This window comes from Lentibacter sp., from assembly GCF_965658795.1.
Classification (GTDB): domain Bacteria; phylum Pseudomonadota; class Alphaproteobacteria; order Rhodobacterales; family Rhodobacteraceae; genus Lentibacter.
In genome coordinates this window covers 69,342-94,914 of sequence record NZ_CBFHTG010000009.1, presented here as the reverse complement: position 1 = coordinate 94,914, position 25,573 = coordinate 69,342, and the positions used below count along the sequence as shown (strand labels likewise).

23 protein-coding genes are annotated in these 25,573 nt (G+C 60.5%); 8 read left to right on the top strand and 15 right to left on the bottom strand.

The window, feature by feature from the left end:
* Nucleotides 1-2: 2 nt before the first annotated feature.
* Both uvrA and ACTG3X_RS08545 read right to left on the bottom strand, forming a co-directional pair.
* Nucleotides 3-2,861: an excinuclease ABC subunit UvrA gene (uvrA, locus tag ACTG3X_RS08550; RefSeq protein ID WP_439110834.1), complete on the bottom strand. Its 2,859-nt coding sequence runs from the start codon at nucleotides 2,859-2,861 to the stop codon at nucleotides 3-5.
* A 120-nt stretch (nucleotides 2,862-2,981) separates the two neighbouring features.
* Nucleotides 2,982-4,154 (bottom strand): MFS transporter, encoded by a 1,173-nt coding sequence (locus ACTG3X_RS08545; RefSeq protein ID WP_439110833.1) that lies wholly within the window; start codon nucleotides 4,152-4,154, stop codon nucleotides 2,982-2,984.
* Nucleotides 4,155-4,273: 119 nt separating this feature from the next.
* Between ACTG3X_RS08545 and ACTG3X_RS08540 the strand changes: the two genes are divergently transcribed.
* Nucleotides 4,274-4,627, top strand: a complete 354-nt coding sequence (locus ACTG3X_RS08540; RefSeq protein ID WP_439110832.1) for a rhodanese-like domain-containing protein — start codon at nucleotides 4,274-4,276, stop codon at nucleotides 4,625-4,627.
* A gap of 102 nt (nucleotides 4,628-4,729) precedes the next feature.
* On the opposite strand, the gene ACTG3X_RS08535 is transcribed toward ACTG3X_RS08540, so the two are convergent.
* The 4 genes from ACTG3X_RS08535 to ACTG3X_RS08520 all read right to left on the bottom strand — a co-directional run bounded on the left by ACTG3X_RS08535 (nucleotide 4,730) and on the right by ACTG3X_RS08520 (nucleotide 8,787).
* Entirely contained in the window at nucleotides 4,730-5,293 is a 564-nt protein-coding gene (locus ACTG3X_RS08535) for a class I SAM-dependent methyltransferase (protein ID WP_439110831.1), read from the bottom strand.
* A gap of 11 nt (nucleotides 5,294-5,304) precedes the next feature.
* Nucleotides 5,305-6,699 carry a dihydrolipoyl dehydrogenase gene (lpdA, locus tag ACTG3X_RS08530; protein WP_439110830.1) on the bottom strand — a complete coding sequence of 465 codons (1,395 nt, stop codon included), beginning with the start codon at nucleotides 6,697-6,699 and terminating at the stop codon, nucleotides 5,305-5,307.
* 156 nt (nucleotides 6,700-6,855) lie between these two features.
* Nucleotides 6,856-7,440 carry a DUF924 family protein gene (locus ACTG3X_RS08525; protein WP_439110829.1) on the bottom strand — a complete coding sequence of 195 codons (585 nt, stop codon included), beginning with the start codon at nucleotides 7,438-7,440 and terminating at the stop codon, nucleotides 6,856-6,858.
* Between the two features lie 93 nt (nucleotides 7,441-7,533).
* The gene (locus ACTG3X_RS08520; protein WP_439110828.1) at nucleotides 7,534-8,787 is read right to left on the bottom strand and encodes an MFS transporter; all 1,254 of its coding nucleotides are present in this window, start codon (nucleotides 8,785-8,787) and stop codon (nucleotides 7,534-7,536) included.
* Between ACTG3X_RS08520 and ACTG3X_RS08515 the strand changes: the two genes are divergently transcribed.
* The gene (locus ACTG3X_RS08515; protein WP_439110827.1) at nucleotides 8,786-8,914 is read left to right on the top strand and encodes a hypothetical protein; all 129 of its coding nucleotides are present in this window, start codon (nucleotides 8,786-8,788) and stop codon (nucleotides 8,912-8,914) included. The two genes, ACTG3X_RS08520 and ACTG3X_RS08515, sit on opposite strands and share 2 nt — an antisense overlap.
* On the opposite strand, the gene queA is transcribed toward ACTG3X_RS08515, so the two are convergent.
* Together queA and ACTG3X_RS08505 are read right to left on the bottom strand one after the other, a co-directional pair.
* Nucleotides 8,911-9,987 carry a tRNA preQ1(34) S-adenosylmethionine ribosyltransferase-isomerase QueA gene (queA, locus tag ACTG3X_RS08510; protein WP_439110826.1) on the bottom strand — a complete coding sequence of 359 codons (1,077 nt, stop codon included), beginning with the start codon at nucleotides 9,985-9,987 and terminating at the stop codon, nucleotides 8,911-8,913. The genes ACTG3X_RS08515 and queA overlap by 4 nt on opposite strands.
* A 5-nt stretch (nucleotides 9,988-9,992) precedes the next feature.
* On the bottom strand, nucleotides 9,993-13,256 hold the full coding sequence (locus ACTG3X_RS08505) for a hypothetical protein (protein WP_439110825.1): 3,264 nt from the start codon (nucleotides 13,254-13,256) through the stop codon (nucleotides 9,993-9,995).
* A gap of 198 nt (nucleotides 13,257-13,454) precedes the next feature.
* On the opposite strand from ACTG3X_RS08505, the gene bcp reads away from it, so the two are divergent.
* The 5 genes from bcp (at nucleotide 13,455) to ACTG3X_RS08480 (ending at nucleotide 18,284) form a co-directional block, all read left to right on the top strand.
* Entirely contained in the window at nucleotides 13,455-13,928 is a 474-nt protein-coding gene (gene bcp / locus ACTG3X_RS08500; protein WP_439110824.1) for a thioredoxin-dependent thiol peroxidase, read from the top strand.
* Nucleotides 13,921-14,748, top strand: coding sequence for a ferritin-like domain-containing protein (locus ACTG3X_RS08495; protein ID WP_439110823.1), 828 nt, complete (start codon nucleotides 13,921-13,923; stop codon nucleotides 14,746-14,748). The genes bcp and ACTG3X_RS08495 overlap by 8 nt, the downstream gene beginning before the upstream one ends.
* A 202-nt stretch (nucleotides 14,749-14,950) precedes the next feature.
* Nucleotides 14,951-16,282: a DUF5930 domain-containing protein gene (locus ACTG3X_RS08490; RefSeq protein WP_439110822.1), complete on the top strand. Its 1,332-nt coding sequence runs from the start codon at nucleotides 14,951-14,953 to the stop codon at nucleotides 16,280-16,282.
* On the top strand, nucleotides 16,272-16,811 hold the full coding sequence (locus ACTG3X_RS08485) for a bactofilin family protein (protein WP_439110821.1): 540 nt from the start codon (nucleotides 16,272-16,274) through the stop codon (nucleotides 16,809-16,811). Before ACTG3X_RS08490 ends, ACTG3X_RS08485 begins: the two co-directional genes overlap by 11 nt.
* Nucleotides 16,812-16,823: 12 nt before the next feature.
* The gene (locus ACTG3X_RS08480) at nucleotides 16,824-18,284 is read left to right on the top strand and encodes an MFS transporter (RefSeq protein ID WP_439110820.1); all 1,461 of its coding nucleotides are present in this window, start codon (nucleotides 16,824-16,826) and stop codon (nucleotides 18,282-18,284) included.
* On the opposite strand, the gene ACTG3X_RS08475 is transcribed toward ACTG3X_RS08480, so the two are convergent.
* The 3 genes from ACTG3X_RS08475 to fabF form a co-directional block, all read right to left on the bottom strand.
* Nucleotides 18,257-18,841: an HNH endonuclease gene (locus ACTG3X_RS08475; RefSeq protein WP_439110819.1), complete on the bottom strand. Its 585-nt coding sequence runs from the start codon at nucleotides 18,839-18,841 to the stop codon at nucleotides 18,257-18,259. The genes ACTG3X_RS08480 and ACTG3X_RS08475 overlap by 28 nt on opposite strands.
* Nucleotides 18,842-19,130: 289 nt before the next feature.
* On the bottom strand, nucleotides 19,131-20,285 hold the full coding sequence (gene mltG / locus ACTG3X_RS08470; RefSeq protein ID WP_439110818.1) for an endolytic transglycosylase MltG: 1,155 nt from the start codon (nucleotides 20,283-20,285) through the stop codon (nucleotides 19,131-19,133).
* Nucleotides 20,286-20,289: 4 nt separating this feature from the next.
* Nucleotides 20,290-21,552: a beta-ketoacyl-ACP synthase II gene (fabF, locus tag ACTG3X_RS08465; protein WP_439110817.1), complete on the bottom strand. Its 1,263-nt coding sequence runs from the start codon at nucleotides 21,550-21,552 to the stop codon at nucleotides 20,290-20,292.
* Nucleotides 21,553-21,821: 269 nt separating this feature from the next.
* On the opposite strand from fabF, the gene ACTG3X_RS08460 reads away from it, so the two are divergent.
* Nucleotides 21,822-22,640, top strand: a complete 819-nt coding sequence (locus ACTG3X_RS08460) for a PilZ domain-containing protein (RefSeq protein WP_439110816.1) — start codon at nucleotides 21,822-21,824, stop codon at nucleotides 22,638-22,640.
* A gap of 81 nt (nucleotides 22,641-22,721) precedes the next feature.
* Here ACTG3X_RS08460 and ACTG3X_RS08455 read toward each other — a convergent pair whose 3' ends face one another.
* From ACTG3X_RS08455 to ACTG3X_RS08440, 4 genes are all read right to left on the bottom strand, one after another.
* Nucleotides 22,722-22,955: an acyl carrier protein gene (locus ACTG3X_RS08455; RefSeq protein WP_439110815.1), complete on the bottom strand. Its 234-nt coding sequence runs from the start codon at nucleotides 22,953-22,955 to the stop codon at nucleotides 22,722-22,724.
* A 242-nt stretch (nucleotides 22,956-23,197) separates the two neighbouring features.
* Entirely contained in the window at nucleotides 23,198-23,935 is a 738-nt protein-coding gene (gene fabG, locus ACTG3X_RS08450; protein WP_439110814.1) for a 3-oxoacyl-[acyl-carrier-protein] reductase, read from the bottom strand.
* 28 nt (nucleotides 23,936-23,963) lie between these two features.
* Nucleotides 23,964-24,908, bottom strand: coding sequence for an ACP S-malonyltransferase (fabD, locus tag ACTG3X_RS08445; protein ID WP_439110813.1), 945 nt, complete (start codon nucleotides 24,906-24,908; stop codon nucleotides 23,964-23,966).
* 109 nt (nucleotides 24,909-25,017) lie between these two features.
* Entirely contained in the window at nucleotides 25,018-25,542 is a 525-nt protein-coding gene (locus ACTG3X_RS08440; RefSeq protein ID WP_439110812.1) for a hypothetical protein, read from the bottom strand.
* Between the last annotated feature and the right edge of the window lie 31 nt (nucleotides 25,543-25,573).

The following is a 25,573-nucleotide window of genomic DNA, read 5'->3' as shown; positions in this document are numbered from 1 at the left end:
CGTTACTCCGCTGCGGCTTGCTTTGCGGCAAGCATTGGCTTGAGGTAATAGCCCGTGTGGCTGCGCGGCTCGTCAGCCACTTTCTCGGGCGTGCCTGCGGCCACGATCTCGCCGCCGCCATCGCCACCTTCGGGGCCAATGTCGATGATCCAGTCGGCGGTTTTGACAACGTCGAGGTTGTGCTCGATCACGATCACGGTGTTGCCGCCCTCAACCAGCTCTTGCAGCACCTCCAGAAGCTTGCGCACATCTTCAAAGTGAAGCCCTGTTGTGGGCTCATCAAGGATGTAGAGCGTGCGCCCTGTGGAGCGCTTGGCCAGCTCTTTGGAAAGCTTGACGCGCTGCGCCTCACCGCCCGAGAGCGTTGTCGCCTGCTGGCCGACCTTGATATAGCCAAGGCCCACGCGCATGAGCGCATCCATCTTCTCGCGAATGCTGGGCACGGCTTTGAAAAAGTCTTGCGCCTCTTCCACGGTCATATCGAGCACATCGGCAATGCTCTTGCCCTTGAACTTTACTTCCAGCGTCTCGCGGTTGTAGCGCGCGCCTTTGCAGGTTTCGCATTCGACATAGACATCCGGCAGGAAGTGCATCTCGATCTTGATCACACCATCGCCTTGGCAAGCCTCGCAGCGCCCGCCTTTGACGTTGAAGGAAAAGCGCCCCGGCTTGTAGCCACGCGTCTTGGCTTCGGGCAGGCCAGCAAACCAGTCGCGGATGGGGGTAAACGCGCCCGTATAGGTGGCAGGGTTGGAGCGCGGTGTGCGGCCAATCGGGCGTTGGTCAATGTCGATGACCTTGTCCAGATGCTCCAGCCCTTTGATGGTCTCGCAGGGTGCGGGCGTCTGGCGCGCGCCATTGAGCTGCATCGAGGCGGTTTTGAAGAGCGTTTCGATGGTGAGCGTGGATTTGCCCCCGCCTGACACGCCCGTGACACAGACAAACTTGGCCAGCGGGAACTCGGCTGTCACGTTCTTCAGGTTGTTGCCTGTCGCCTTGACCACCTTGATTTTCTTGCCGTTGCCTTTGCGCCGCTTGGGCGGGATGGCGATTTCGCGGGTGCCGGACAGATACTGGCCTGTGAGGCTGTTTGGGTCATTGGTCACATACTCGGGGGTGCCGTGGCTCACCACGTTACCGCCATGCACACCCGCGCCCGGGCCGATATCAAAGACATAGTCCGCCTCGCGAATGGCCTCTTCGTCATGCTCCACCACAATCACGGTGTTGCCCGCATCGCGCAGGTTTTTGAGCGTGGTGAGAAGCCTGCCATTGTCGCGCTGGTGCAGGCCGATGCTGGGCTCATCCAGCACATAAAGCACGCCTTGCAAGCCTGAGCCGATCTGGCTCGCAAGCCTGATGCGCTGGCTTTCGCCGCCTGAGAGCGTGCCCGAGTTGCGGCTGAGCGAGAGGTAATCAAGGCCCACGTTGTTCAAGAACCCAAGGCGCTCGCCGATTTCCTTGAGGATCGCGCGGGCGATCTCGTTTTTCTGCACGCTGAGGCTGGCAGGCACGTTTTCAACCCATTCCAGCGCTTCGCGGATGGATTTCTGCACCACCTGCCCCGCGTGTTCCCCCGCGATTTTGACCGCGAGCGCCTCTTCGCGCAGACGGTAGCCACCACAGGCACCGCAGGGGCGGTTGTTCTGGTAGCGTTCGAATTCTTCGCGGATCCAGTTGCTGTCGGTCTCGCGATAGCGGCGCTCCATGTTGGGGATCACGCCTTCAAACACGCGGCTGACTTGATAGACGCGGCCGCCCTCATCATAGCGGAAGGGGATTTCCTCATCTCCCGAACCATAAAGGAAGACCTGCTGCACATGGGCGGGCAAGTCTTTCCAGCGGGTGTTTTTGTCAAACTCGTAGTGTTTGGCGATGGCCTCGATGGTCTGGAGGAAATAGGGCGACTTACCCTTGCGCCACGGAGCAAGCGCGCCATCATAGATTTTGAGCGTGGCATCAGGCACCACGAGGCGGTCATCAAAGAACAGCTCCATGCCGAGGCCGTCACACTCGGGGCACGCGCCGAAGGGCGCGTTGAACGAGAAGAGCCGCGGCTCGATCTCGGGGATGGTGAAGCCCGAGACGGGGCAAGCGAATTTTTCGGAAAACGTGTGGCGCTCGGGCTCGCCTTCGCTTGGCGCTGTCTCAAGGATCGCGATCCCGTCGGCCAGATCAAGCGCTGTGCGCAAGCTGTCAGCCAGCCGTGTCTCCATGCCCTCGCGGATGACGATCCGGTCAACCACCACGTCGATGTCGTGGCGGAATTTCTTATCGAGCGTGGGCGGCTCGTCGAGCTCGTAGAACTCGCCGTCAACCTTCACGCGCTGAAAGCCCTGTTTGCGCAGCTCAAGGAATTCCTTGCGGTATTCGCCCTTACGGTCGCGGATGATGGGCGCAAGCAGGTAGCCGCGCGTGCCCTCTTCCATGCCCATGATGCGATCAACCATGTCTTGCACCTGCTGGGCCTCGATCGGCTCACCTGTGGCGGGGCTGTAGGGCGTGCCCGCGCGGGCAAACAGAAGGCGCAGATAGTCATAGATCTCGGTGACGGTGCCGACGGTGGAGCGCGGGTTTTTACTCGTTGTTTTCTGCTCGATAGAAATCGCGGGGCTCAGGCCGCTGATGTGGTCCACATCGGGCTTTTCCATCATGTCCAGAAACTGGCGCGCATAGGCAGAGAGCGATTCCACATAGCGGCGCTGGCCCTCGGCGTAGATTGTATCAAAGGCGAGGCTTGATTTGCCCGAGCCTGACAGACCCGTGATCACCACAAGCTGGTCGCGCGGGATATCAACGTCAATGCCTTTGAGGTTGTGCTCACGCGCGCCGCGCACTTCGATGTATTTGAGTTCTGCCATCTGCTCGCCCTTCAGCTTTGCTTGGGCCCAGATGTAGTTAAGTTTTGGGTAACTTCCAACCCGAAAATGAGAACGTTTCAGGAACGCCCCGCAAAGGTAGCATAGGGAATACGCAGGTTTTTACCTGTCGGATGAAAAGCTGTGGCGCGCACGGCGATATGCGAGCCAGAGGTGTACGCCCGCCCCCGCCAGAAGCATCGCACCGATGAGCAGAGGCAACGCGGCATAGCCAGCCCAAGCCAAGGCCGCGACCATAACAGGCGTGCCAAGCGTATTGCCCAGATTGCCCATCTGCGCCATCGCCCCGTTGGCCTGTGCCTGCGCATCCGCGCTCTGGTTGAGCTCGGGCACCGAGGCAAAGCCGGAGCCCTGGATCAGCCCCAAGGCTAGCGCCAGCGCAAGGCAGGCCAGAGGCGCGGCCGGAACAGCCCAAAGCCAGACCATGGTGAGCACAGCAAGCAGAAACCCCAGAATGGTCACACGCACCGCAGGCATAAAGCGCAACAGAGCAACCCCAAGGGTCATGGAGCTGAAGATGCTGAGCAAGGGCATTGCCGCCATCACCCAGAAGCGCGCGGCCTCAGGCAAATAAGGCGGCAAAACCGTGAGCACAGCGACGAAGCAGAAGGTGTAAAACAGCCAGCCAAAGCCAGGCGCCGAGAGGTTTGGCGAGCAGTAGATGGCCACATGCTGCGCCATGAGCGCGCCAAAGCCGGGCAAGGCCTCGGGCACGCCCTGCCCCAACGGCTTGAGCACGCGCGACAGGACCAGCGCAAAGCTGGCCATATAGGCCGCATGGGCCAAAAACAGCGCCGGCACCCCATAGCGCGCCACGAGCGGCTGGCCCAAAGCCGCAACAAGCGCAAAAGCTACGCCAAAAAAAGTGCCCCAGAGCGTGAGGGTTAGCCCGCGGTGGGCTGGCGCGCTCAGCTGGGCGATAAAGGTTGGCAGCGCCACCACAAGTGCCAGATGCGAGACCCCCTCCAGCAGGCGCAGCGCAAGAAAGGCCACAAAGGGCGGCACAAGCGCCTGCAAGGCCGACAGGACAGCGCCGCCCCAAAGCGCCAGCAGCAATGTGCGGCGAAACCCTGCGCGCGCCACCAGAATGCCCGCAACAACGCCAAGCACGAGACCAACCGCCCCCACCAGAGAGACAGCCAGCCCAAGGGCCGCGCCTGCCTCGGGGTAAAGCTCTGGCAATGAATCAAAAACCACGCTGACCTTGGCATATTGGGCTGCCGCGCCAAGGCCCGCACCCCAGAGCAGAAAGACAAGAGGAAAATTGGTTTTCATCCGCGCTTATAGGCGCAAGTGCGCGGCTGCCTCAATGCGGGGTTGCTGCTCAGGTTATATTCCATTATCAGAATTTGAATATTGCAGGACACTGCCCTGCCCCACTGCGAGGCCTCGCCATGTTTGCCTTTTTCCGCGCGCTCAAACGCACAGACCCGGCCCTCTGCCTTGAGCGGATCTCGACGGGAGAAATGCTGCTGGTCGATGTGCGCGAGCCGCAGGAACTGGACACAACAGGCTTTGCCAACGGTGCGATCAACCTGCCACTGGGGCGCTTGGCTGCGGCAGCAGACGCCAGCAACAGCGCACGCCACACGGCGTTGAGCCCTGACAAGCCCGTGGCCCTTTACTGCGCCACAGGCGCACGCTCGGCCCAAGGGGTGATGATCCTGCGCAAGCTGGGGTATCAGCACGTCCACAACCTTGGCGGGCTGAGCCATTGGCAAGCCGCAGGCGGGGCGCTGAGCCGCTAGCCCCTCTTTTTTGCTTAAAATATCCCGAGGGTCTGGGGCCGACTGCGCGCGTTACAGGCCAAGCCCCCAGCGGATCGGCGCGCCAAAGGCGCGGCGTGCCTTCTAGTCGCGTTTCTGCGCCAAGGCCCAGGCACAGATCGGAAATGCTGGGTCATTGCCCAGATCGTCTGTGGCAGGGTCATATTTCGGGGGCCAGTCAGGCTCGAGGTTGCGCAGCGCTGCGGCGCGGTTGCCCCATTCTTCAGCGCGGATGTGCTCTTCTGGAAAGCCTGCCTCAATGAGCAGGTTTTTCAGCCCGCGCGCGCTCCAGCGGGAGCAATCATTGGGCGCCGCATGAAAGGGCAGATAGAACGGCACCGCGATCCAGAAGTAGCCCCCGTCGCGCAGCATGTCATGGACATGGCAGAGCGCGGTAAAAGGCCTGTCGAGATGCTCCCAGACCTGATTGGCCAGAATGAGATCAAACTGGCGCGCGCGGCCCTGTTTATCAAGGTAGGGGCCTTTGCAGATGTCATGCTCGGGATATTTGAAGCGCTCGTAGCTCTTGGCCGTGAGGCGCTGGCCCCATTTTCCGGAAATCTCGGCCAGCTCCATGCTTTGCAGCGGCAGTGCATTCAACCACGTGGCGCTTGATCTGTTCATCACCACGCGGTTGAGAGACACCATAGACAAAACCCTTAAAAGTGGATCGCGCGCCCATATGCATCCAGCACGCTTTCATGCATCATTTCAGAAAGCGTGGGGTGTGGGAAGACCGTTTGCATGAGGTCTTCTTCGGTTGTTTCAAGCTGACGGCCCACGACATAGCCCTGGATCAGCTCGGTGACTTCTGCCCCCACCATATGCGCGCCCAGAAGCTCGCCTGTTTTGGCATCAAACACAGTTTTGACCATGCCTTCAGGCTCGCCCAAGGCGATGGCCTTGCCATTGCCGATAAAGGGGAAGCGGCCGACTTTGACATCATAGCCGAGTTCCTTGGCCTTGGCTTCGGTGTAGCCCACGCTCGCCACCTGCGGGTGGCAATAGGTGCAGCCTGCAATGCTTTCGGGGCGCACGGCGTGGGGCTTCTGGCCCGCGATCATCTCGGCGACCATGACGCCTTCGTGGCTGGCTTTGTGGGCAAGCCACGGCGCGCCTGCGATATCGCCGATGGCGTAGAGGCCTTCAACACCTGTGCGGCAGTATTCATCAACAGTGACGTGTGTCCGGTCGATCTTGACGCCGAGCGCCTCAAGGCCGAGGCCTTCGACATTGCCGACGATGCCGACCGCGGAGATGACGGTGTCAAACTCTTGGGTTTCGGTCTTCCCGCCTGTTTCGATATGAGCGGTGACGCGGCCTTTGCCACGGTCGAGCTGTTTGACCATGGCTTTCTCCATGATCTTCATGCCCTGCTTGACGAACTGCTTTTTGGCGAATGCGCTGATCTCGGCGTCTTCCACGGGCAGCACGCGGTCCATGACTTCGACCACGGTCGTGTCAGCACCCAAAGTGTTGTAAAAGCTGGCAAACTCGATGCCGATCGCGCCTGAGCCGATCACGAGGAGCTTCTTGGGCATACGCTTGGGCGTGAGCGCGTGTTTGTATGTCCAGACCAGATCGCCATCGGCTTCAAGGCCGGGCAGCTCGCGCGCGCGCGCGCCTGTGGCCAGAACGATGTGCTTGGCGGTGAGCTCTTCAACGCCCTTCTCTGTTGTGACTGACACCTTGCCTTTGGCGGGCACTGTGGCCTCGCCCATGAAGGTTGTAACCTTGTTTTTCTTCATCAGGTGGCTGATGCCGCCTGAAAGCTGGCTGGCCACCCCGCGCGAGCGCTTCACGACAGCGTCAAGATCATAGCCGATGCCGTCAGCCTTGAGGCCAAACTCTTTGGCGCGGTGCATCAGGTGAAAGACTTCAGAGGAGCGCAGCATCGCCTTTGTCGGGATGCAGCCCCAGTTGAGGCAGATGCCGCCCATGTGCTCACGCTCGACGATGGCCACATTCAGGCCCAGCTGCGCGCCGCGGATCGCGGCCACATAACCGCCCGGGCCTGCGCCGATCACGATCATATCAAAGGATTTGGCTGCCATGTCTGTCTCCGCTTTTGTCACGAGAATCGCGCGGCAAAAACCACGCCTGAAAAATTAGTTTGACGTTAAACTAAATTCAGGCGCGGATCAATCTTTTGAGCAAAAGCCAGCGCAATTTGCGCAGGCTCCGCTCTATTTCACAGTGAACAGAAGGGCTTAGGCTGCCTCAAGCGCGCGTACGGTTGCGCCGTAGCCGCCATTTTGCATGTACTCTGCTTCAGGTGCAGTTGTTGTGCGGCCCAAAGCTTCGTTGCGATACGGGAAGCGGCCAAACTCGCGGATGACCTCGCGGTGTGCCCGCGCGTGCAATAGATTAGATGCGCCTGTTTCTGGCAGGCGGTTCATCAGCAAGCGGATGCAACGATCCTGATCAGAGAGGCTTTCGGCGTGCATGAGCGGCAGGTAGAAGAACTGGCGCTGTGGCTCGGCGATTTTCAGATCCCAGTCTTTGTTGATGGCGCATTTGGCAGCACAGAGCGACTTCTTGTCTGTGAGAAAGGCCTCGCCCTGCCCGCGAAACATGTTGCGCGAGAACTGGTCCAGAAGAATGATATAGGCAAGCGCGCCCTCGGCATTCTTGAGCCATTCGCTCAGACCGCCCGCTGCGCCAACCTCCCATGTGCCCAGAAAACGGTCGCGGATTTCGGCATCGAGCGCATCGGTGCTGTTATACCAGCCCGCCTGCCCGACGTCGTCTAACCAAAATGCCAAAACATCCTCTGGCGTTACCTGCATGCTCATGGGTCCAACTCCTCACCATTTGCCCCCGGTTAACGTGAGGTTAGCGGCAAAAAATTCAAATGAAAGTAAAGTTTTGCAACAAAATTAACAAAATTATGACGCTTCTGTACTTTCATCATCTTCGGCCCCTGCTTCGAGGGCATATTCCACCGCCAGAGCGGAGGACGACATAGAGACCGGCGCGTAGGAGCTTGTCTCATCGCCCGCAGGGGCGGAGCGCTGTGTCATGCGGTAGGCGGCATAGACCGTGAGGGCCACAAGCAAAGCCGCGATCAGCAAGAAATAGGCCCCTGCACCAAAGGTGCTCATGAGCCAACCTGTGATGACAGGCCCCGAGATTGCCCCCAACCCGTTGATGAACACCAACCCACCCGAGACCGAGGCCATATCCTCAAGCTCGATAAAGTCGTTGGTATAGGCCACGAGCAGCGAATAGAGCGGGTTTGACAGCCCGCCGATGAGAAAGGCCGAGACCAGCAAGAGCGGATAGTTTCCGCCCGACACCATGCCCACCATCGCGCCAAGCGCACAGACGCCTGACACGATCATGATGAGCAAGCGGCGGTCCATTCGGTCAGAAAGCCAGCCAAGCGGATACTGGATCAGCGTTGCGCCGATATAGAACATCGACACAAACAGCGAGATTTGAGGCAGGCTCAGGCCCACTTTTGTGCCATAAACCGCGCTCATACCGAACTGGGCCGCAAAGACGCCGCCAAGGAGAAACATGCCGACACAGCCCAGAGGCGAGATTTCCATGATCTCGCGCAGGGTCTTGGGCTTGGTCGCCTCAAAGGCTGGTGTGGGGCTGACCGAGAGCAGAATGGGCGCAAAAGAGATCGAGACCAGCACCGAAATAATGACGAAGAGCACATAGCCCGCAGGATCGGCCACCAGCAGCAGCGCCTGCGCAATGATGATGCCGAGCATCTGCATGATCATGTAAAGCGAGAGGGCCTTGCCACGGTTCTGGTTGTCGGCTGAGTTGTTGAGCCAGCTTTCGGCTGTCACGTAAACGCCCGAGAAGCAAAAACCGATGATCACACGCATGAAGGTCCAGGCCCAAGGGTCTGTCCATGTGGCGTAGAGGATAAGCACTGCCGAGATAAACGAGCCAAGCGCCGCAAAGACCCGCACATGGCCCACACGGCGGATCATGGTGGGCGTAAGGCGCGATCCGCCAAGGAAGCCGACAAAGTACGCCGACATAACAATCGACATCTGAAAGGCGCTAAAGCCCTCGATGTCACCGCGCACACCAAGCAATGTGCCTTGCAAGCCGTTGCCGACCATCAAAAGCATCATACCGAGCATCAACGCCCAAGATGATGAGAGAACCTGTAACATGACTTTATCCTTATGCCTCACGGCGGGAGTGGACTTCAAACAGCTTCATGTCGGGATTGAAACCGACACTTCACGTCTGTTTTGGCCTTTGGCGGATTTTGCGCCCCGTGCGGCGTGGCTGGCCTAGCGGTTTGCGCGGGCTTTGGGCAGAAGCAGTGAAGAATCGCCATAGGAAAAGAAGCGATAGCCCGTGTCTATCGCGTGTTTGTAAATTTCCATGACACGTTCGCGCCCCATGAGGGCTGAAACCAGCATCATCAGGGTTGATTTGGGCAAATGGAAATTGGTCATCAGCCCGTCAGCCACCTGAAACTCAAAACCCGGGTAGATGAAGATATCGGTTTCGCCTTCCCATGGCTTGATCGCCCCGCCGCGCGCCGCACTCTCCAGCAGCCTGAGCGCTGTTGTGCCAACAGGGATGACACGGCCACCCGCCGCTTTGGTTGCTGCAATTTCGGCAGCGGCCTGCTCTGTAACTTCGCCCCATTCGGCGTGCATCTTATGGGTTGTCACATCATCGACTTTGACGGGCAGAAACGTGCCTGCGCCCACATGCAGCGTGACAAAGGTAAAGGCGACCCCTGCCTCTTTGAGCGCCTCCAGCAAGATATCATCAAAGTGGAGCGAGGCTGTGGGCGCGGCCACGGCCCCTGTCTGGCGGGCAAATACGGTCTGATAGTCGGTTTTGTCCTGCGCATCGGCTGCGCGTTTGGCGGCAATATAGGGTGGCAGCGGCATGGCCCCTGCCTCGTTGAGCGCGGCTTCAAAGGCCTCGCCTTCAAGGTTGAAGCGCAGCTCTGCCTGCCCGTCGGCGCGGCTGAGGAGCGTGGCGACAAGACCCGCCTCAAAGACGATCTCTTCGCCATCACGGATTTTGCGCAAAGGCTTGACCAGCGCCGACCAGCCGCCCGTGGCGGTGGGGCTGAGAAGCGTCACCTCGATCTGGGAGCTTGTGGCCCCTGCCTCACCGGTGCGGTGGCGCGCCCCGAAGAGACGCGCGGGAATGACTTTGGTGTCATTGATCACCAGCCTGTCCCCGGCCCCGAGCCAGCGCGTCAGCTCAAACACCTGCGCATCTGCAAGGGGTGCGCCTGTCTCGGCCCCTTCGGCCACCAAAAGCCGCGCCGAGGAGCGAGGCCGCGCAGGGCGCGTTGCAATGAGCGCTTCGGGGAGGTGAAAGTCGAAGTCGGAAAGTTTCATATTTTCTAACGCTTTATCTCGGGCGGTGGGCGGCGGAATATCTCGCGAAACATCGCTGGCGTAAAGATCGAAAGCGGATTGACCTGCACTTTGGGTGCGGCGGCTGTTCCGCGCATGTTATAGTTGAAGCCCACCAGCCCCTCGCCCTTGCGCGTAAAGATCGCGCCGATGCCATTGAGGATGAAAAACGGCGAGACAACGCCCTGCATATCCATCGCGCCAGAGGCAAGGTCGTAATAGCCATCCATGGAGATGCCCATCGACGTGCCCACGGCACTGGCCTTGCTCACCACAACGCGGGAGGGTGTGAGCTGGAAGCGGGACTCGACCTCGTTAAAGAGAATACCCGTGCCGCCAAGCTGCTCCAGAAGCCCGATGACGCTTGCCGCGTTCAAAAGCTCGGCCATGGCGGGCGCATCCTTGAGGCGCACGGCGGTCATTTTGAGGGAGCCATTGTAGCTGCCTTTGGCTGAGGCCGGCGCCATTGTCAGATCAAACGTGCCCCCTGTCGCGTTCTTCAACAGCCCTGCGGCCTTGAGAACCTGCCCCCCGTCTTCAGAGCGCAGACGAAAGGCGCTGCGCCCGCCTTGGGGCACAACCCGCCCTGACACAAGCGCCTCGCCATTCACGCGCCCGGAGAAGTTGCCCTCAATGCCATTGGCTGTGTCAAACTCCCCACGGAAGCTGCGCAGCGAAATACCCGAGGAAATGACCAGCTCGTCAAGGCGCGCAAGGATCGGCCCGCCCCCCTTGTCGCCTGCGCTGCCCCCTGCGCCCAGCGTGGTCTGGCTCATATCCAGCCGGCCTCCGCTGATCTCGATCTGCGGGGCGCGGCCCTGACCGCGAGACACGATCTTGAGGGGCACCGAGAGCCAGTTGTCCACGGTCACACGCTCAAAGCTGGCGTTTTGAAAGCGGCCTTGGTCCAGCGAGACGGTGCCATCGGCCGTCAGGCCAGAGGCCGCGAGGCTGATCTTGTCAACCGCCATATCGCTGCCCAAACGCCCTGTGACCGCAAGCGCCCCTGTCGCAGCTGCGCTGTGGCGCCAGCCGATCTGGGGGATGGCAAGGCCAAGCCCCGCAAGATCAGAGCGCAGCTCAAAGCGCGGGCCTGCGCCTTTTACGAGCGTCAGCGCAATATCGGCGTTGGTGCGTCCAGAGACGGTGCCGTCAGGGAGGCCAAGGTTGAAACTGCGCACAAACTCGGGGGAAAGCTCTACTTTTGCTGTCACAGTCGGGGCATCGGCCTCAGGGCCAAGGGGCGCGCGGAACGTGCCCGAGACAGGGATCGTATCAAGCCGCGCCGCGCCTGTGACCGTGAGCGCCTCGCGGGTGATGCGCGCTTCAAGCGCGGGGCTGGCCAGAACCCGCCCCGGCACAATCACGGAGCTGCGCACCTCTGTCAGCTTGGCGGTGATGTCATAGCCAAGCGCATCAGGGGGCGGATTGCGCTGCATCGTCCAGCCGATGGTGCCCTCGACCTCTGCGCGCCCGTCGGCCAGAGACACGGGCAGCGTTGTGGCGCGCAGCGCATTGATCGGCTCAAGATTGGCGACGCTCAGCAGTGCCGTGATCTGCCCCTTGGCCATCAGCTTCACCTGCGCTTTTGCAGGCGCGGGTAAGGTGCGCGGAATGATGAACTCTGTACCCGCCACATTGACGCGCCCCCCTTCTGCGGCGAGCACCGTGCCGCGTGTGGCGCGCGCCGCAAAGCGCTTGCGCAGAAGGCTCGCCTGCCCTGCCAGCCCCTCGATGGGCGGCAACCCCTCCAAAAAGCGCAGCTTAACGCGCTCAAACCCGAAAGACACAAGCGGCTCGGGTTTGACATCTGGGCCTGCGCGCAGGGCAAACTGGGCCTCGTTGATACGGCCTTCCAGAACGTTGGCCGCCACCCATTTGCGGGTTTTCACACCGGCGCTCTCCGGCCAGAGCGCGAGCACTTTCTCCAGATCAAGCGCTGTGGCCGCAGCCTGCACTTGATAGCTCCAGCCTTTGGGCAGCGCTTCGATGCTGCCTTCCAGATGGAGGTTTGTCTCGCCATCGCGCAGCCCGAGCTGGCCAACCTCGACCCGAAACGGATCAAGGCTGAGGCGCAGATCAACAAAGCCGCCATCAAAGCCGACAGGGTTTGGCAAGATCTCGGTCGGGTTCGCCTCGATCTTGCCAAGGCGCAGCTGGCCCACGAACGCTTCGGGCCAGCCCCCCTCTTCCATGACAAGGCCAAGCTGACCTTCGGCGCGCAGGCTCACCCAGTCGCTTTGCAGGTCGATCTCGTCAAACTGCACGATCTGGCGCAGCGGGTCATATCTGAAATAGGTGCGCGCCGAGGTGAAGGGCACAGGTTTGGCCGCCTCATTGGGCTGCAGCACACCTTCGGCGATTTGCAAGGTGGCGCTGAGCGGGCCAAGCTCGCCCGCAGCGCCCACCGAAAGGCGCAGCGCGCCCGAGATCGGCGCGTTGAGAGCTTCAAGCCACGAAAGCGCGGCTGACTGTGTGGCCAGATCGCGCGCGGGGAAGTCTATCAGATTGAGGCTGAGCACAGAGTCCTGCGCACCGGCGCGGCGCTCGAATGTGGCCTCAACACCCGCCGCCGACGCGCCACCTGTGAGCAGCGCAAAATCGGCCCGCAAGCGCAGATCGCCTGCCTCATGGACAAGCTCAAGGCGGCCGCCATCCACCGTCCAGTTGCGCGCGGCGCGCTCGTCTTCATAGCGCAGCGTCACGTCGCTCACATCGACACGGTCAAAACTGGCCAAAGCCTCGCGCGCCAACCAGTCATCGACCTTGGCCATGCTCTGGGCAAACCCTGCGCTTTGCTCGGCATCGCCGCCAGCGGCCAGCTCTTCGCCGAAGCTGAGCCAAAACGCGCCCTGCGTGTCACGGCGCACCCCAAGGCGTGTGCCTGAAACGCGAAGGTCTGTCGGGTGAAGCGCGCCTTTGGCAAGCGGCGCAAGCGCCAGCCCCACAGACAGGCTCTCAAGCGAGACAAGGCGCGCGCCCTCGCCATCCAGCAGCTCGGCATCTGTCAGCAAAACACGGGGGGCCCAGCCCTCCTCAACCACGACAGAGGTGCTGCCGATCTGTGCAGTATAAGGCGCAAGGTTGGCATTAATCTGTGTGAGGATACGCGCCTCGGCCCAAGCGGGTATGGCCAGAGGCTCGGTGCGCAGCGCAACAAAGCCGATGGCGCCCGCCACAAGCATGAGCGCCAGAAGCGCAAGACTGAGCACACCCACAGCCGCGCGCTTGCGCCGGCTTTTGGGCCTCATCAGCTGGGGCGCCTCGGGGGGGCTCTCTGGGCTTTCGGGCTCTTGGGTCATGGTCCGCTTTCGGGCCATCGCACAACGCGCTGGCAGTTTCTTTCATCGGGTCAGCACGCCAGGCCGTAGCCAGTCAGAGCCGTTCGCCTTGCGTGCGCGCCCTCGCGATAATATGAAACCCCACGAGACGGTAGAGGTAAAGCCAAGATGACCCAAGATACGCCATTTTCCGCCCCTGATTTTAGCTTGCCGAGTGACACAGGCGAGACTGTGACGCTGAGCGCGCTGCGCGGTCAGGCTGTTGTTCTGTTTTTCTACCCGCGTGACAACACGCCCGGATGCACCACAGAGGCCAAGGGCTTTTCGGCCGATCTTGCCGCCTTTGAAGCCGCTGGCGCAAAGGTTTTCGGGATTTCAAAGGACAGCCTTGAGAGCCACGGCAAGTTTCGCACCAAGCAAGAGCTGACTGTGCCGCTTTTGTCAGACGAGCACGGCAGCGCCTGCGAGGACTTCGGCGTTTGGGCCGAAAAAAAGATGTATGGCAAAAGTTTCATGGGCATTGAGCGTGCGACATTCCTGATTGATGGCGAAGGCCAGGTTGTGCGCGCGTGGCGCAAAGTGAAGGTGCCGGGGCACGTAGAGGCTGTGCTTGACGCCGTGAAAGAGCTGGCCAATGGCTGATACTCTGGCGGAGATGGCTGTTGAGGTCTTGAGCTGTGCCGACGGGCGCGAAAAAACCGCATTGGCGCGCAAACATGCGGCCACATGGTTTGCCGCGCGCGCTGCTGGCACACCGCTTGAGATCGGAACGGCCAATCCGCCCTTGCACCCTGCCCGCCCTGACGCGCCCGAGCTGCTCAGCCCCCGTGATGTGCCCCGCCGCAAACCCGGCTCTGAAAAGGGGCGCATCGCGCTTTTGCATGCGGTGGCCCATATCGAGCTGAACGCGGTTGATCTGCATTGGGATATCATTGCGCGGTTTTCGCATGTGCCTTTTCCCATCGGCTACTATGACGACTGGGTCAAAGCAGGGGATGAAGAAGCCAAGCACTTCAACCTTGTGAGCGACTGCCTTGAAGCTTTGGGCAGCCACTACGGCGCTTTGCCTGCCCATGCGGGGATGTGGCGCGCGGCCGAAGACACCGCCGAAGACCTTATGGGGCGGCTCGCGGTTGTGCCCATGGTGCTGGAAGCGCGCGGCCTTGATGTGACCCCGGGGATGATCGAGGTGTTTCGCAAAGCGGGCCTCACCGAGGCGGTCGACGCGCTTGAGATCATTTATGGCGAGGAAGTGGGCCATGTGGCCTATGGCTCAAAGTGGTTCCACTTCTTGTGCGGGCGCCACAACCTTGACCCGAAGGACGAGTTCCACCGTCTTGTGAAACACTACTTTCACAGCCAGCTCAAACCGCCGTTCAACGAAGAAAAACGCGCCGAAGCAGGCTTGCCGCCTGACTTTTACTGGCCGCTTGCCGACGAAACGCCCACCAAAGCGCGCTAAGGCCCGCGTGCGGATCGGCGGGATTTCGCCGTTAAATGCGTGTTTCCAATAAGTTGCGTTACAGATTGGCCAAAAAACTTGCGCCTTTGTTAACGGAGCGGTAATCCCTTTTGAGATGGCGTCTTGGGATGGGCCGTCAGACTGTGGCAGCCCCCGTGAGGGGCACACCACGTTATGATAGAAACGGCCGAGGAACTCATCTTTGCGCACACAGCTTGCAATACGTATCGACTCGTTTCTGGAACGGTATTTTCCAGAGCGGCGTGTCTTTTTGAGATCTGACAAGGACACGCGGTTTATCCGCCTTCGTCCGCTGGTGCAGCTCTTTACCTTTATGGCAGCGGCCACGGTGGTGGCTTGGTCGATTGTGGCGACAGCCATTCTCATGATGGACAGCATCGGTGCGGGCAACTTTCGCGAGCAAGCCAAACGCGACCAGCAAACCTATCAAGCCCGCCTGAACTTTATCTCCGAGCAGCGCGATGTGCGCGCTGAAGAGGCCCTCGCCGCGCAAGAGCGCTTCAACACAGCGCTTCAGCAGATTTCGCGGATGCAATCAGAGCTTCTGGCCTCTGAAACCCGCCGCCGCGAGATGGAAACAGGCATCGAGATCATCCAGAACACTCTGCGCTCGGCCATGAACGAGCGGGATGATGCCCGTGAGCAGCTGGCCTCTCTGGCCGCCGCCCAAGACAGCGGCAGCCCTGTGCAGGTTGCCGGGATCAGCTCGAACAGCAACGCGCTTGGCCTGATCACCAAGGCGCTGGCCGAAACCGCCGCCGAGCGCGACAAAGTGGTTGCCGATGCGCAAGACGCCTTTGTCCAGGCCGCCGAGATGGAAGAGCGCATCGCACTGATGAAAGACCAGAACGACCAGATTTTCCGTCAGCTTGAAGAAGCCATGACAGTGTCTGTGAAGCCGCTGGACAAGATGTTCCGCGCCGCAGGCATGAACACAGAGACGCTTCTGCGCCAAGTGCGCCGTGGCTATTCGGGCCAAGGCGGCGCGCTCACACCGATGTCGTTTTCAACGCGCGGTGAAGACCCCTCCCCCGCCGAACGCCGCGCCAACCGTATTATCGGCGAACTTGACCGCCTCAACCTTTACCGCCTGGCCGCCTCAAAAGCGCCCTTTGCCAACCCTGTCAAAGCCGGCTACCGCTTCAGCTCGCCTTTCGGCTACCGCCGCGACCCAAAGACTGGCGGACGCCGCCTGCACAAGGGCGTGGACTTTGCCGGCCCCGTCGGCACACCGCTCTATGCGACGGCGGATGGTATCGTCACACATGCGGGCTGGAGCTCGGGATATGGCCGCCTTGTGAAGATCCAGCACGAGTTCGGCATCGAGACCCGCTACGCACACCAGAGCCAAATTCGAGTTAAAGTTGGACAAAGGGTCTCGCGCGGACAAAGAATTGGTGATATGGGAGCCTCTGGACGTGTGACAGGCCCCCACTTGCACTATGAAGTACGTGTAGGCGGAGAAGCCGTGAACCCAATGATCTATATCAAGGCAGCTAACGATGTTTTCTAAAAGCAAAATCAACGAACCTGGCCCCAAGGCTGATAGCACAACACCTGCTCCAAGCGCTGATAAGGGAGCCCCTGCGGCTCCGTCCAAGCCTGCCATGTCTGGCGGCAACGAGTTCAAGCCATCTGCGCCCAAAGCCAAGCCCCCTGCCTCGGTTTTGTCCTCTGACCTTCACGTCACAGGCAACCTGCGCACGACGGGCGACATCCAGATCGAAGGCACGATCGAGGGCGACATCCGCGCGCATCTTCTGACGGTTGGTGAAGGTGCCACTGTCAAAGGCGAAGTGATTGCAGACGATGTGGTTGTAAACGGCCGTATCGTGGGCCGTGTCCGTGGCTTGAAAGTGCGCCTGACCTCAACAGCACGTGTTGAAGGCGACATCATCCACAAGACAATCGCCATCGAGAGCGGCGCGCATTTTGAAGGCTCGGTGCAGCGTCAGGATGATCCGCTGAACTCGGGCGCAAAAGGCAGCGCAGCCCAAGCGGCCGCCGCAGCGGCAGCCCCTGCCTCCAAAGATCCAGCCTAAGCGGCTGACCAGATGACACGTCAGACAGGGGCATCACAGGAGACTGTGGTGCCCGTTTCTTTTGTGGCCGCCGACAAGCGCCACTTTGTGCTGATTGCGGCCATCCTCGCCTCGGCCCTCGGGTTTATCGATGGCTCGGTGCTGGCCATTGCCCTGCCTGCCATCCGTGAGAGCCTGAGCGCAGGGCTGGCGGAGGCGCAGTGGATCTATAACGGCTATATGCTGATGCTGAGCGGGTTTATCCTTGCGGGGGGCGCTTTGGGCGACAAGCTCGGCCTTGGGCGCAGCTTTGCGGGCGGGATCGCGTTTTTTGTGGCGGCATCTGTCTTCTGTGCGCTGGCGCAAACGCCCGACCAGATGATTGCGGCGCGCGTCGCGCAGGGGCTTGGTGCCGCGGTGATGGTCCCCGGCTCTTTGGCGGCGATTTCGCGGGCCTATCCGCGCGGCGAGCGCGGAGCGGCCATTGGCCTCTGGGCGGCCAGCTCGTCTCTCACCACAGCGCTTGGGCCGATGCTGGGGGGCATGTTCCTCAGCTTTGGCGGGCCAGAGGCGTGGCGGATGATCTTTGCGATCAACCTGCCGCTCGGGGCGCTCGCGATCTGGCTGATTGTGGCCAACACCCGCGACGCGGCCACTGATCCGGCCCAGAAGATCGACTTTGCAGGTGCGGCCCTCGCCTCGCTTGCCTTTTTCCTGATCGCCTTTGCCTTTACCCAAAAGACCGCAGGCTACGGGGTTGCCGGGCTTGGGGTTCTGGCGGCTTTTGTCTGGTATGAGCGGCGCATAGAGCAGCCAATGGTCGACATTGGCCTCTTTGCCTTGCGCGACTTTTCCTCAGTCAATCTGGCCACGCTGTTCCTTTGGATGGGCTTTCAGGGCGTGCTGTTTTACTTGCCGATGACCCTGATCGCAGGCTGGGGGCAAGATGCGCTCCTCACCGCGCTGACCTTTGCCCCCATGTCTGTTATGATTGCGCTGCTCTCGCCCAAAATGGGCAAGCAAGCCGACCGCTGGGGGCCACGTCCGCTCATTGCCGCTGGCGCACTGGTTATCGCTGCCGGCTTTGTGGGCTTGAGCTTTGCCGTTGCCTTAAAGACATTCTGGTTTGGTGTCTTGCCCTCAACGGCGCTGGTGGGCTTCGGGCTGGCGCTTGTTGTGGCGCCGCTCACCACCGCTGTTGTGAACTCGGTGCCTGATGCGCAGGCAGGGACAGCCTCCGGGGTTAACAATGCCGCCGCACGGGTGGCGGGGCTGATGGGGGTGGCAAGCCTGGGCGTGCTTGCGCAAGCGGGCTATGTCGCCTCAGGCGGGCTTGAGAGCTTTGGGGCCTTCTCCGAGACAGAGGGCCACGGCGCGGCCATGATCTCGGGCTTTCAGGCTGTCGCCTTGGCCTCGGCTGCTTTTGCGCTCTTGTCTGCGGCCATCATATGGCTTGGCATGGGCGCTCAGGCGTCAAGCTCGGCATCCCAGTAGAGAAAGTCCATCCAGCTGTCATGCAGGTGATTGGGCGGGAATTTGCGGCCCATGTTGCGCAGCTCTTCTGCGGCGGGGGCGCGCGGGGGCTTGCGCAGGCTCAGGCCCGAGTGGCGCAGGCTGCGCGAGCCTTTGCGCAGGTTGCAGGGCGAACAGGCCGCAACCACATTTTGCCAGCTTGTTACGCCACCAGCGGCGCGTGGCACCACATGATCAAATGTGAGATCGCCTTTGGAGCCACAGTACTGGCAGCAGAATTCATCCCTCAAAAACAAATTAAAGCGCGTGAAGGCCACGCGCTTTTGAGGTTTGACATAATCTTTGAGGACAACAACAGACGGGATCCTGATCACCGTGGAGGGGCTGCGCACCACCTCGTCATATTCGGCGATGATCTCGACCCGATCCAGCCAAGCAGCCTTCACAGCGTCTTGCCATGGCCAGAGCGAGAGCGGGTAATAAGACAGCGGCCGATAGTCAGCATTGAGAACCAACGCGGGGTGCTGCTTCAGGCCCGCGGGGCTGCGCACAAAGTCTTCTCTGAAATGTCCGTCCATCTTGCCCTTCTCACCTTAGGCAGGGCCAGGCGCATATGTTGCCGCCCTGCTCATGCCAACCACTATATCTCGCGTTTGTTTTGGGGCAAGCGCCATGATTGGCCCCCCCCCAAGCGCAGATAAGCAGGCAAGTTTGACAGAGCTGTGACAAACCGCAGACAGGCGCCAAGTGTTTGATGATGTGATGTTTTCAAGGGCTTTGGCCTGACAGGTCGCCCTGCCGCTTGGCCAAAAGAAAACGCCCCTAAGATCTATAGGGGCGTTTATCAGGCTGTAGAATCAGCTCAGCCTAGTCGTTGGCGCGTTCCGCCTCGATCTCGCGCCAGCGGGCCACGGCACGGTTGTGCTCTGCCAAAGTCACCGAGAAGGTATGTCCGCCAGTGCCGTCAGCCACAAAGAAAATGTAGTCTGTGCTGTCAGGGTCCAGCGCGGCTTCGATGCTGGCGCGGCCCGGATTGGCGATGGGCGTGGGCGGCATCGCGTCAATGACATAGGTGTTGTAGGGCGTGGGGGCGCGCAGCTCGGAGCGGCGCAGACCACGGCCCAAGACGCCCTCCCCCTTCGTGATCCCGTAGATCACAGTCGGGTCGGTTTGCAGCTTCATGCCTTTGCGCAAACGGTTGACGAAAACGCTCGCAACCTGGCGGCGCTCGGCGGCCACGCCTGTTTCTTTCTCGATCAATGAGGCCAGAATGAGCGCCTCTTCGGGGCTGGCGAGAGGCAGGCCATCAACACGGCCCTCCCATGCGGCGGCCAGAATGATTGCTTGGCGCGAAGCCATTTCGGCCAGAAGCGCCTCGCGCTTGTCGCCTTTGCTCACTTCGTAGCTTTGCGGCGCAAGGCTGCCTTCGGCGGGCACAGCAGCGATCTCGCCCTCAAGCATTGAAATCCGCTTGAGGCCTTCCACGATCTGCCAGCTGGTCACACCCTCGGCAATCGCAATCCGAAAGCGCGTATCGGCGCGGTCACGCACCGCGACATATTCGGCAGGTGCCTCCTCGGAAGCCGGGTCGAACTTGGCCTTTTCAACATAGGTGCTGGTGGCAGGGTCAAGCTCGCGCACGAGGTTGGAAAGTTGGGTGACGCCGATGCGATAGACTATCTCGGTGCCACAGGTGCTGGCGCCACCACGGGTGATGATATCCGCGATCTGTTTGGGCGAGGATTTGGCTGGCACCAGGTAGCTGCCCGCCTTGAGCTGGCTGGCAAGCCCGGCATAGTCCATCCCGACACGCAGGAGCATGCCCGAGCTGATCGCACCCTGCTTTTCAAGGCTTTCAGACACGCGGGTCATGTTGCTGCCACGCTCGACACGCAGACAGATCTGCTCGTCCAGTGGACCTTCTGCGGCATACTCACTTTGCCCCCACAGGATCACCCCCCCAACAAGAAATGTCAGGACGATGAGCAGTGTCAGAGCGTTTGATGCGATGTGCCGCCACATGGGGTCAGTCTACCTTTCGGAAGATGACCGAGGCATTTGTGCCGCCAAAGCCGAAGCTGTTGGACAGCGCAATGTCGATTTTGCGCTCGCGCGGTGCGTTGGCGCAAAGGTCGACAACGGTTTCACAATCAACGGTATCAAGGTTGATCGTGGGCGGCGCGATCTGGTCACGGATCGCCAGGATCGAGAAAATCGCCTCAATCGCACCAGCGGCACCGAGAAGGTGGCCTGTCATTGACTTGGTAGACGACATGGAGAGCTTGGCGCTCGCCTCTGGCCCCATCATGCGCTCAACAGCGCCCAGCTCGATGGTGTCGGCCATGGTCGAGGTGCCGTGGGCGTTGACATAGTCGATCTCGGTGGGGTCGATGCCTGCATTGGCACAAGCGGCACGCATGGCGCGCTCCGCACCCTCATGGTCGGGGGGCGGGGCTGTGATGTGGTAGGCATCGCCCGAGAGGCCGTAGCCTGCGACTTCTGCGTAGATTTTGGCCCCACGCGCTTTGGCGTGTTCGTATTCTTCCAGAACAACAACGCCTGCGCCCTCGCCCATGACAAAGCCGTCGCGGTCAGCGTCCCACGGGCGGGAGGCTTTTGTCGGGTCTTCGTCGTGGCCTGTGGAGAGCGCTTTACAGGCGTTGAAGCCAGCAATCCCGATCTCGCAAATCGCCGCTTCTGCGCCGCCTGCGACCATCACATCGGCGTCTCCGTGTTGGATGAGCCGCGATGCATCGCCGATGGCGTGTGCGCCTGTCGAACAGGCGGTCACCACCGAGTGGTTTGGCCCTTTAAAGCCATAGCGGATGCCCACCTGTCCAGAGATCAGGTTGATCAGCGCGCCGGGAATAAAGAAAGGCGAAACGCGGCGCGGGCCCTTCTCGGCCATAAGCAACGTCGTGGCTTCAATAGACTTCAGACCACCGATGCCAGAGCCGATCATAACGCCTGTGCGCAGGCGGCTCTCTTCGTCTTCGGGTGTCCAGTCAGCGTCTTGCACGGCCTGAGCGGCTGCGGCGATGCCGTAGAGGATAAAGTCATCGACCTTGCGGCGCTCTTTTGGCTCCATCCAGTCATTGGCGTTGAACGTGCCATCGCTGCCGTCGCCATGTTTGACTTCGCAGGCGTATTTCGTTGTGACGCGCTCGGGGTCAAACTGCGTGATGCGCGCAGCACCTGATTTACCTGCCAGAATATTTTTCCAGCTGTCCTCGACTCCGCCACCAACCGGAGTAACCAGACCTAGCCCTGTAACAACCACACGACGCATAATGTGCCCCTTTTTCAAATCTCTTGGCTGCTCTTAGCGCGCCTTGGGGGCAAGGGGCAAGAGGATGGTGCAAACGAGCGCACCTAAGGCCATCTTGAGCAAATCACTGCTCGCGCAGACCGGGCGGCACGCCGCAAACCCACAAACCACACCCAAAGGGATATAAATTGCACAAAAGATAGGCAAATCCCGCCCTGACGCCCAGCCTCTGCAAACCGGTTCTTAAGATTCGCGATCTAGTGTCACTACACCCTTAAGAGCTTATGAATATGCGTTTATTTCCACGATCCTTGACGGCCAGCTTCATCTGGATGTGTGCCTTTGTCCAAGACCTCGCGGCTGAAACCTGCGAAATCGAGCAGTGGATGGTGGATTTGCACAGCGCCACCTCGGCCTTTGTGAAGAACATTGATAGCGGATCAGCCGCCCAAAAGGCGCGCGCGCTTGAGGCTGTTGCCAACACGCGCTCAACCGTTTCTGTGCGGCGCGATCTGCAAAAATCGGGGCTGGCGCGGCACGGCCCGCTGCTGTCGCAGATCGCGACACGCCAGAAGGTGATCCTGCAATCATTTGAGCGCTACGGCCCTGCGCGCACGCGCGCCACAGGGCAGGTCAAAAAAATAAATCTGCTGATGGACGAACTCAACACTGTCATATCGACACTTGAGTGTAAGCAAGACCCAAGCTGGCGGCCCACAGAGGCATCAGGGATTTCGATTTTGTTTTCGGGGCAAAACCCGATTGTCGCATGGGGCGCGTTTTTCACGGTCTTTGGCGGGATCGGCGGCGGCCTCACGATTTACTCCAAGGTCATTCAGAAAAACCGCCGCAGAGACAAACGCTACCCCTGCCATTTGAATGTGAAGGTGGGTGTCTACAACCAGACCGTCGAAACCGTCTGCCTTGATATCAGCTTAAGTGGTGTCAAGATAAAGTCTGATGCCAAATACGGCTCTGGAACGCCTTGCACCGTGTTTTTTGAGGGCAAAACCGCAGCGTCAAAGGTGCAGTGGAGCAACGCGGAATACTGCGGGATCAACTTTGTGCAACCCCTCAAAGAGGCCGAGCTGACAGCGCTCCTCAAATAGGGTTTGGAAAAAGAAAAAAGCGGCCCTGTTTGGGGCCGCTTCTCTCTATTTCGTCACATAGACCGGGCCTAAACCCTCGTCTTATGCAGCTTCTTTGATGAACTTTACAGCATCGCCAAACGATTGAATTGTTTCGGCCGCATCATCAGGGATCTCGATGCCGAACTCTTCTTCAAACGCCATAACCAGCTCAACTGTGTCGAGGCTGTCTGCGCCCAGATCGTCGATGAAAGAAGCATTTTCTACAACTTTGTCTTCTTCAACACCAAGGTGCTCGACAACGATTTTCTTAACGCGCTCTGCTACGTCGCTCATGTGTTCATCCTCATTACATTGGGCTCTCGGCCCGGGTTTTGCCCATGCCCCACGGGGCTGGCGGATTGGATTGCCCCGAGAGGCGGTTCGTCTCCCGCATGGGAGGGCCCGAAAGATCGCAAGCTGCGAACATCCGGAAATCTGGGTGGCCTATAGCATATGGCGAAGGATTGGCAAATGCTTTGTCCAAATTAGCGCGCGCCACATCCTTTGCAAGCTCAGGAGCGACATCGCACCAAATCTTAGAGCATCGCCATGCCGCCGTTCACATGCAGGGTCGCCCCGGTCACATAAGCCGCTTCAGGGCTCGCAAGATAGAGCACAGCCGCCGCGATTTCTTCGGGCGTGCCCATGCGTGCCGCAGGGATTTGCACGTTGATCTTGTCTTTTTGCTCATCGGTCAGCTTGTCTGTCATGGCCGTCGCAATGAAGCCCGGCGCAACCGCGTTGGCGGTGATCCCGCGGCTGGCGACCTCATAGGCAATCGATTTGGTCATGCCGACCATACCGGCCTTGGAGGCTGCATAGTTGGCTTGGCCGGGGTTGCCTGTCGCGCCCACAATCGAGCTGATGTTGATGATACGGCCCCAGCGGGCTTTCATCATCGGGCGCATCACACCGCGACAGAGGCGCATGGTCGATGTCAGGTTGACATCAAGCACGCTCTGCCACTCGTCATCTGACATGCGCATGAACAGCTGGTCGCGGGTGATGCCTGCGTTGTTCACAAGGATATCGCAAGCGCCCATGGCCTCGATCGCCTGCTTGGGCAGCGCGTCAACGGCGTCCCCGTCAGAGAGATTGCACGGCAGCACATGGGCGCGCTCGCCCAGCTCTGCGGCCAGCGCCTTGAGCGGCTCTTCGCGCGTGCCCGACAAAGCAACAGTTGCCCCTGCCCCGTGCAGCGCTTTGGCAATGCTGCCCCCGATGCCGCCCGACGCGCCTGTGATCAGCGCGCATTTTCCTGTCAAATCAAACATATCAAATTCCTTTTTTACCTTGGGCCGATCAGCCCTTGAGCGCTTCAAGCGCAGCTGTCACATCGTCGGGCGTGCCCACGTTGCGACAGGTGATTTCCTTGTTGATACGGCGCACCATGCCAGAGAGCGCTTTGCCTGCACCGATTTCCCAGATCTCGCCGATGCCTTGCGCCGCGCCCATATAGAGAACGCTTTCGCGCCAGCGCACGGAGCCTGTCACCTGCTCAACCAGCAAATCGCGGATCATATCAGGCTCTGACACGGCTTCTGCGCGCACATTGGCCACAAGCGGCACGGCAGGCGCTTTGATATCAACACCCGCGAGCGCCTCTGCCATCACATCGGCAGCGGGCTGCATCAGAGCGCAGTGGAACGGAGCACTGACGGGCAGAAGCATGGCGCGCTTGGCACCTGCGGCTTTGGCCAGATCAAGCGCACGCTCGACGGCGGCTTTGTGGCCAGACACCACAACCTGACTCGGGTCGTTGTCGTTGGCGGCCTGACAGACATCGCCCTCTGCGGCCTCGGCGGCCACAGCTTGCGCCGCCGCAAAATCAAGGCCCAAGAGAGCCGCCATAGCGCCGACACCCACAGGCACGGCCTCTTGCATGGCTTTGCCGCGAATGCGCAGCAAGCGGGCCGTGTCCCCCACAGTCAGCGCGCCAGCGGCGGCCAGGGCTGAATATTCGCCAAGCGAATGCCCCGCAACGAGCTTTGCATCGGTGATGCTGACGCCCTCGGCCTCAAGCGCGCGCATCGCGGCCAGAGATGTTGCCATCAGGGCTGGCTGCGCATTTTGTGTGAGCGTTAGCGTTTCGATATCGCCCTCCCAGATCAGCGCGCTGAGCTTTTCGCCCAAGGCCTCGTCGACCTCGTCAAAAACGGCTTTGGCCGCTGGATAAGCGGCCGCAAGCGCAGCCCCCATGCCTATGGTTTGTGCGCCCTGTCCGGGAAATACGAATGCTCGGCTCATTATGGCCCCCTCACTTGTTTTGAGAGCAAATAGCCCGAAGCAGCCCGTGCCCGCAACGAAAAAGGCCAGCGCGGGGCGCTGGCCTTGCAAGAGACTGGGTCAGTTTGGCTTATGCCATGCGCGCAAAGCTCGGCCCGAGAGCGGCGCGCAACGCGTCAAGCTCGCCCACTTGTGCGCCAAGCGGCAGCTCGACAACAGTGCGCCCCTGATGGTCACGGGCGATAAAGACACCATCGCGCACATCCACTTCGCTGAGGTCGGCATAGGTAAAGACCTGCTTTTTGGAAATGCGGCCAAAATCGTTGCGCTCGATCACCTCAAGGCGCTCTGAGCGCGGATCCAGCGTCACTTCAGGATAGCAGCGGCGCATCGGGGCCATAAGTGCGAGACCCGCCACAATGGCTGTGGCTGTCATAAAGAGCTTGATCAGCTGGGCCGTCTGATCCCAGCTTGAGCCCGGTACCGCCCAAAGCCCTAAAGCGGCAATCAGCAGCACAGAGCCTGAGAACACATGAAACAACCGCAGCGGCGGCAGCGCCTGCAAAGCGTGGCGCTCGGCAGTCCCTTCTGCACAGGTCTGAGGAATGGCACTGGAGCGGATAGCAGCTTGGGCAACGGCGCTGTGCATGGTCATGTCTTATCTCCCGATCAAGCGCCGTTCTGGC

Excerpts from the sequence above, each read along its gene's own strand:
- uvrA (WP_439110834.1), bottom strand. The coding sequence starts at position 2,861 with ATGGCAGAACTCAAATACATCGAAGTGCGCGGCGCGCGTGAGCACAAC.
- ACTG3X_RS08545 (WP_439110833.1), bottom strand. The coding sequence starts at position 4,154 with ATGAAAACCAATTTTCCTCTTGTCTTTCTGCTCTGGGGTGCGGGCCTT.
- ACTG3X_RS08540 (WP_439110832.1), top strand. The coding sequence starts at position 4,274 with ATGTTTGCCTTTTTCCGCGCGCTCAAACGCACAGACCCGGCCCTCTGC.
- ACTG3X_RS08535 (WP_439110831.1), bottom strand. The coding sequence starts at position 5,293 with ATGGTGTCTCTCAACCGCGTGGTGATGAACAGATCAAGCGCCACGTGG.
- lpdA (WP_439110830.1), bottom strand. The coding sequence starts at position 6,699 with ATGGCAGCCAAATCCTTTGATATGATCGTGATCGGCGCAGGCCCGGGC.
- ACTG3X_RS08525 (WP_439110829.1), bottom strand. The coding sequence starts at position 7,440 with ATGAGCATGCAGGTAACGCCAGAGGATGTTTTGGCATTTTGGTTAGAC.
- ACTG3X_RS08515 (WP_439110827.1), top strand. The coding sequence starts at position 8,786 with ATGACTTTATCCTTATGCCTCACGGCGGGAGTGGACTTCAAACAGCTT.
- ACTG3X_RS08520 (WP_439110828.1), bottom strand. The coding sequence starts at position 8,787 with ATGTTACAGGTTCTCTCATCATCTTGGGCGTTGATGCTCGGTATGATG.
- queA (WP_439110826.1), bottom strand. The coding sequence starts at position 9,987 with ATGAAACTTTCCGACTTCGACTTTCACCTCCCCGAAGCGCTCATTGCA.
- ACTG3X_RS08505 (WP_439110825.1), bottom strand. The coding sequence starts at position 13,256 with ATGAGGCCCAAAAGCCGGCGCAAGCGCGCGGCTGTGGGTGTGCTCAGT.
- bcp (WP_439110824.1), top strand. The coding sequence starts at position 13,455 with ATGACCCAAGATACGCCATTTTCCGCCCCTGATTTTAGCTTGCCGAGT.
- ACTG3X_RS08495 (WP_439110823.1), top strand. The coding sequence starts at position 13,921 with ATGGCTGATACTCTGGCGGAGATGGCTGTTGAGGTCTTGAGCTGTGCC.
- ACTG3X_RS08485 (WP_439110821.1), top strand. The coding sequence starts at position 16,272 with ATGTTTTCTAAAAGCAAAATCAACGAACCTGGCCCCAAGGCTGATAGC.
- ACTG3X_RS08480 (WP_439110820.1), top strand. The coding sequence starts at position 16,824 with ATGACACGTCAGACAGGGGCATCACAGGAGACTGTGGTGCCCGTTTCT.
- ACTG3X_RS08475 (WP_439110819.1), bottom strand. The coding sequence starts at position 18,841 with ATGGACGGACATTTCAGAGAAGACTTTGTGCGCAGCCCCGCGGGCCTG.
- mltG (WP_439110818.1), bottom strand. The coding sequence starts at position 20,285 with ATGTGGCGGCACATCGCATCAAACGCTCTGACACTGCTCATCGTCCTG.
- fabF (WP_439110817.1), bottom strand. The coding sequence starts at position 21,552 with ATGCGTCGTGTGGTTGTTACAGGGCTAGGTCTGGTTACTCCGGTTGGT.
- ACTG3X_RS08460 (WP_439110816.1), top strand. The coding sequence starts at position 21,822 with ATGCGTTTATTTCCACGATCCTTGACGGCCAGCTTCATCTGGATGTGT.
- ACTG3X_RS08455 (WP_439110815.1), bottom strand. The coding sequence starts at position 22,955 with ATGAGCGACGTAGCAGAGCGCGTTAAGAAAATCGTTGTCGAGCACCTT.
- fabG (WP_439110814.1), bottom strand. The coding sequence starts at position 23,935 with ATGTTTGATTTGACAGGAAAATGCGCGCTGATCACAGGCGCGTCGGGC.
- fabD (WP_439110813.1), bottom strand. The coding sequence starts at position 24,908 with ATGAGCCGAGCATTCGTATTTCCCGGACAGGGCGCACAAACCATAGGC.
- ACTG3X_RS08440 (WP_439110812.1), bottom strand. The coding sequence starts at position 25,542 with ATGACCATGCACAGCGCCGTTGCCCAAGCTGCTATCCGCTCCAGTGCC.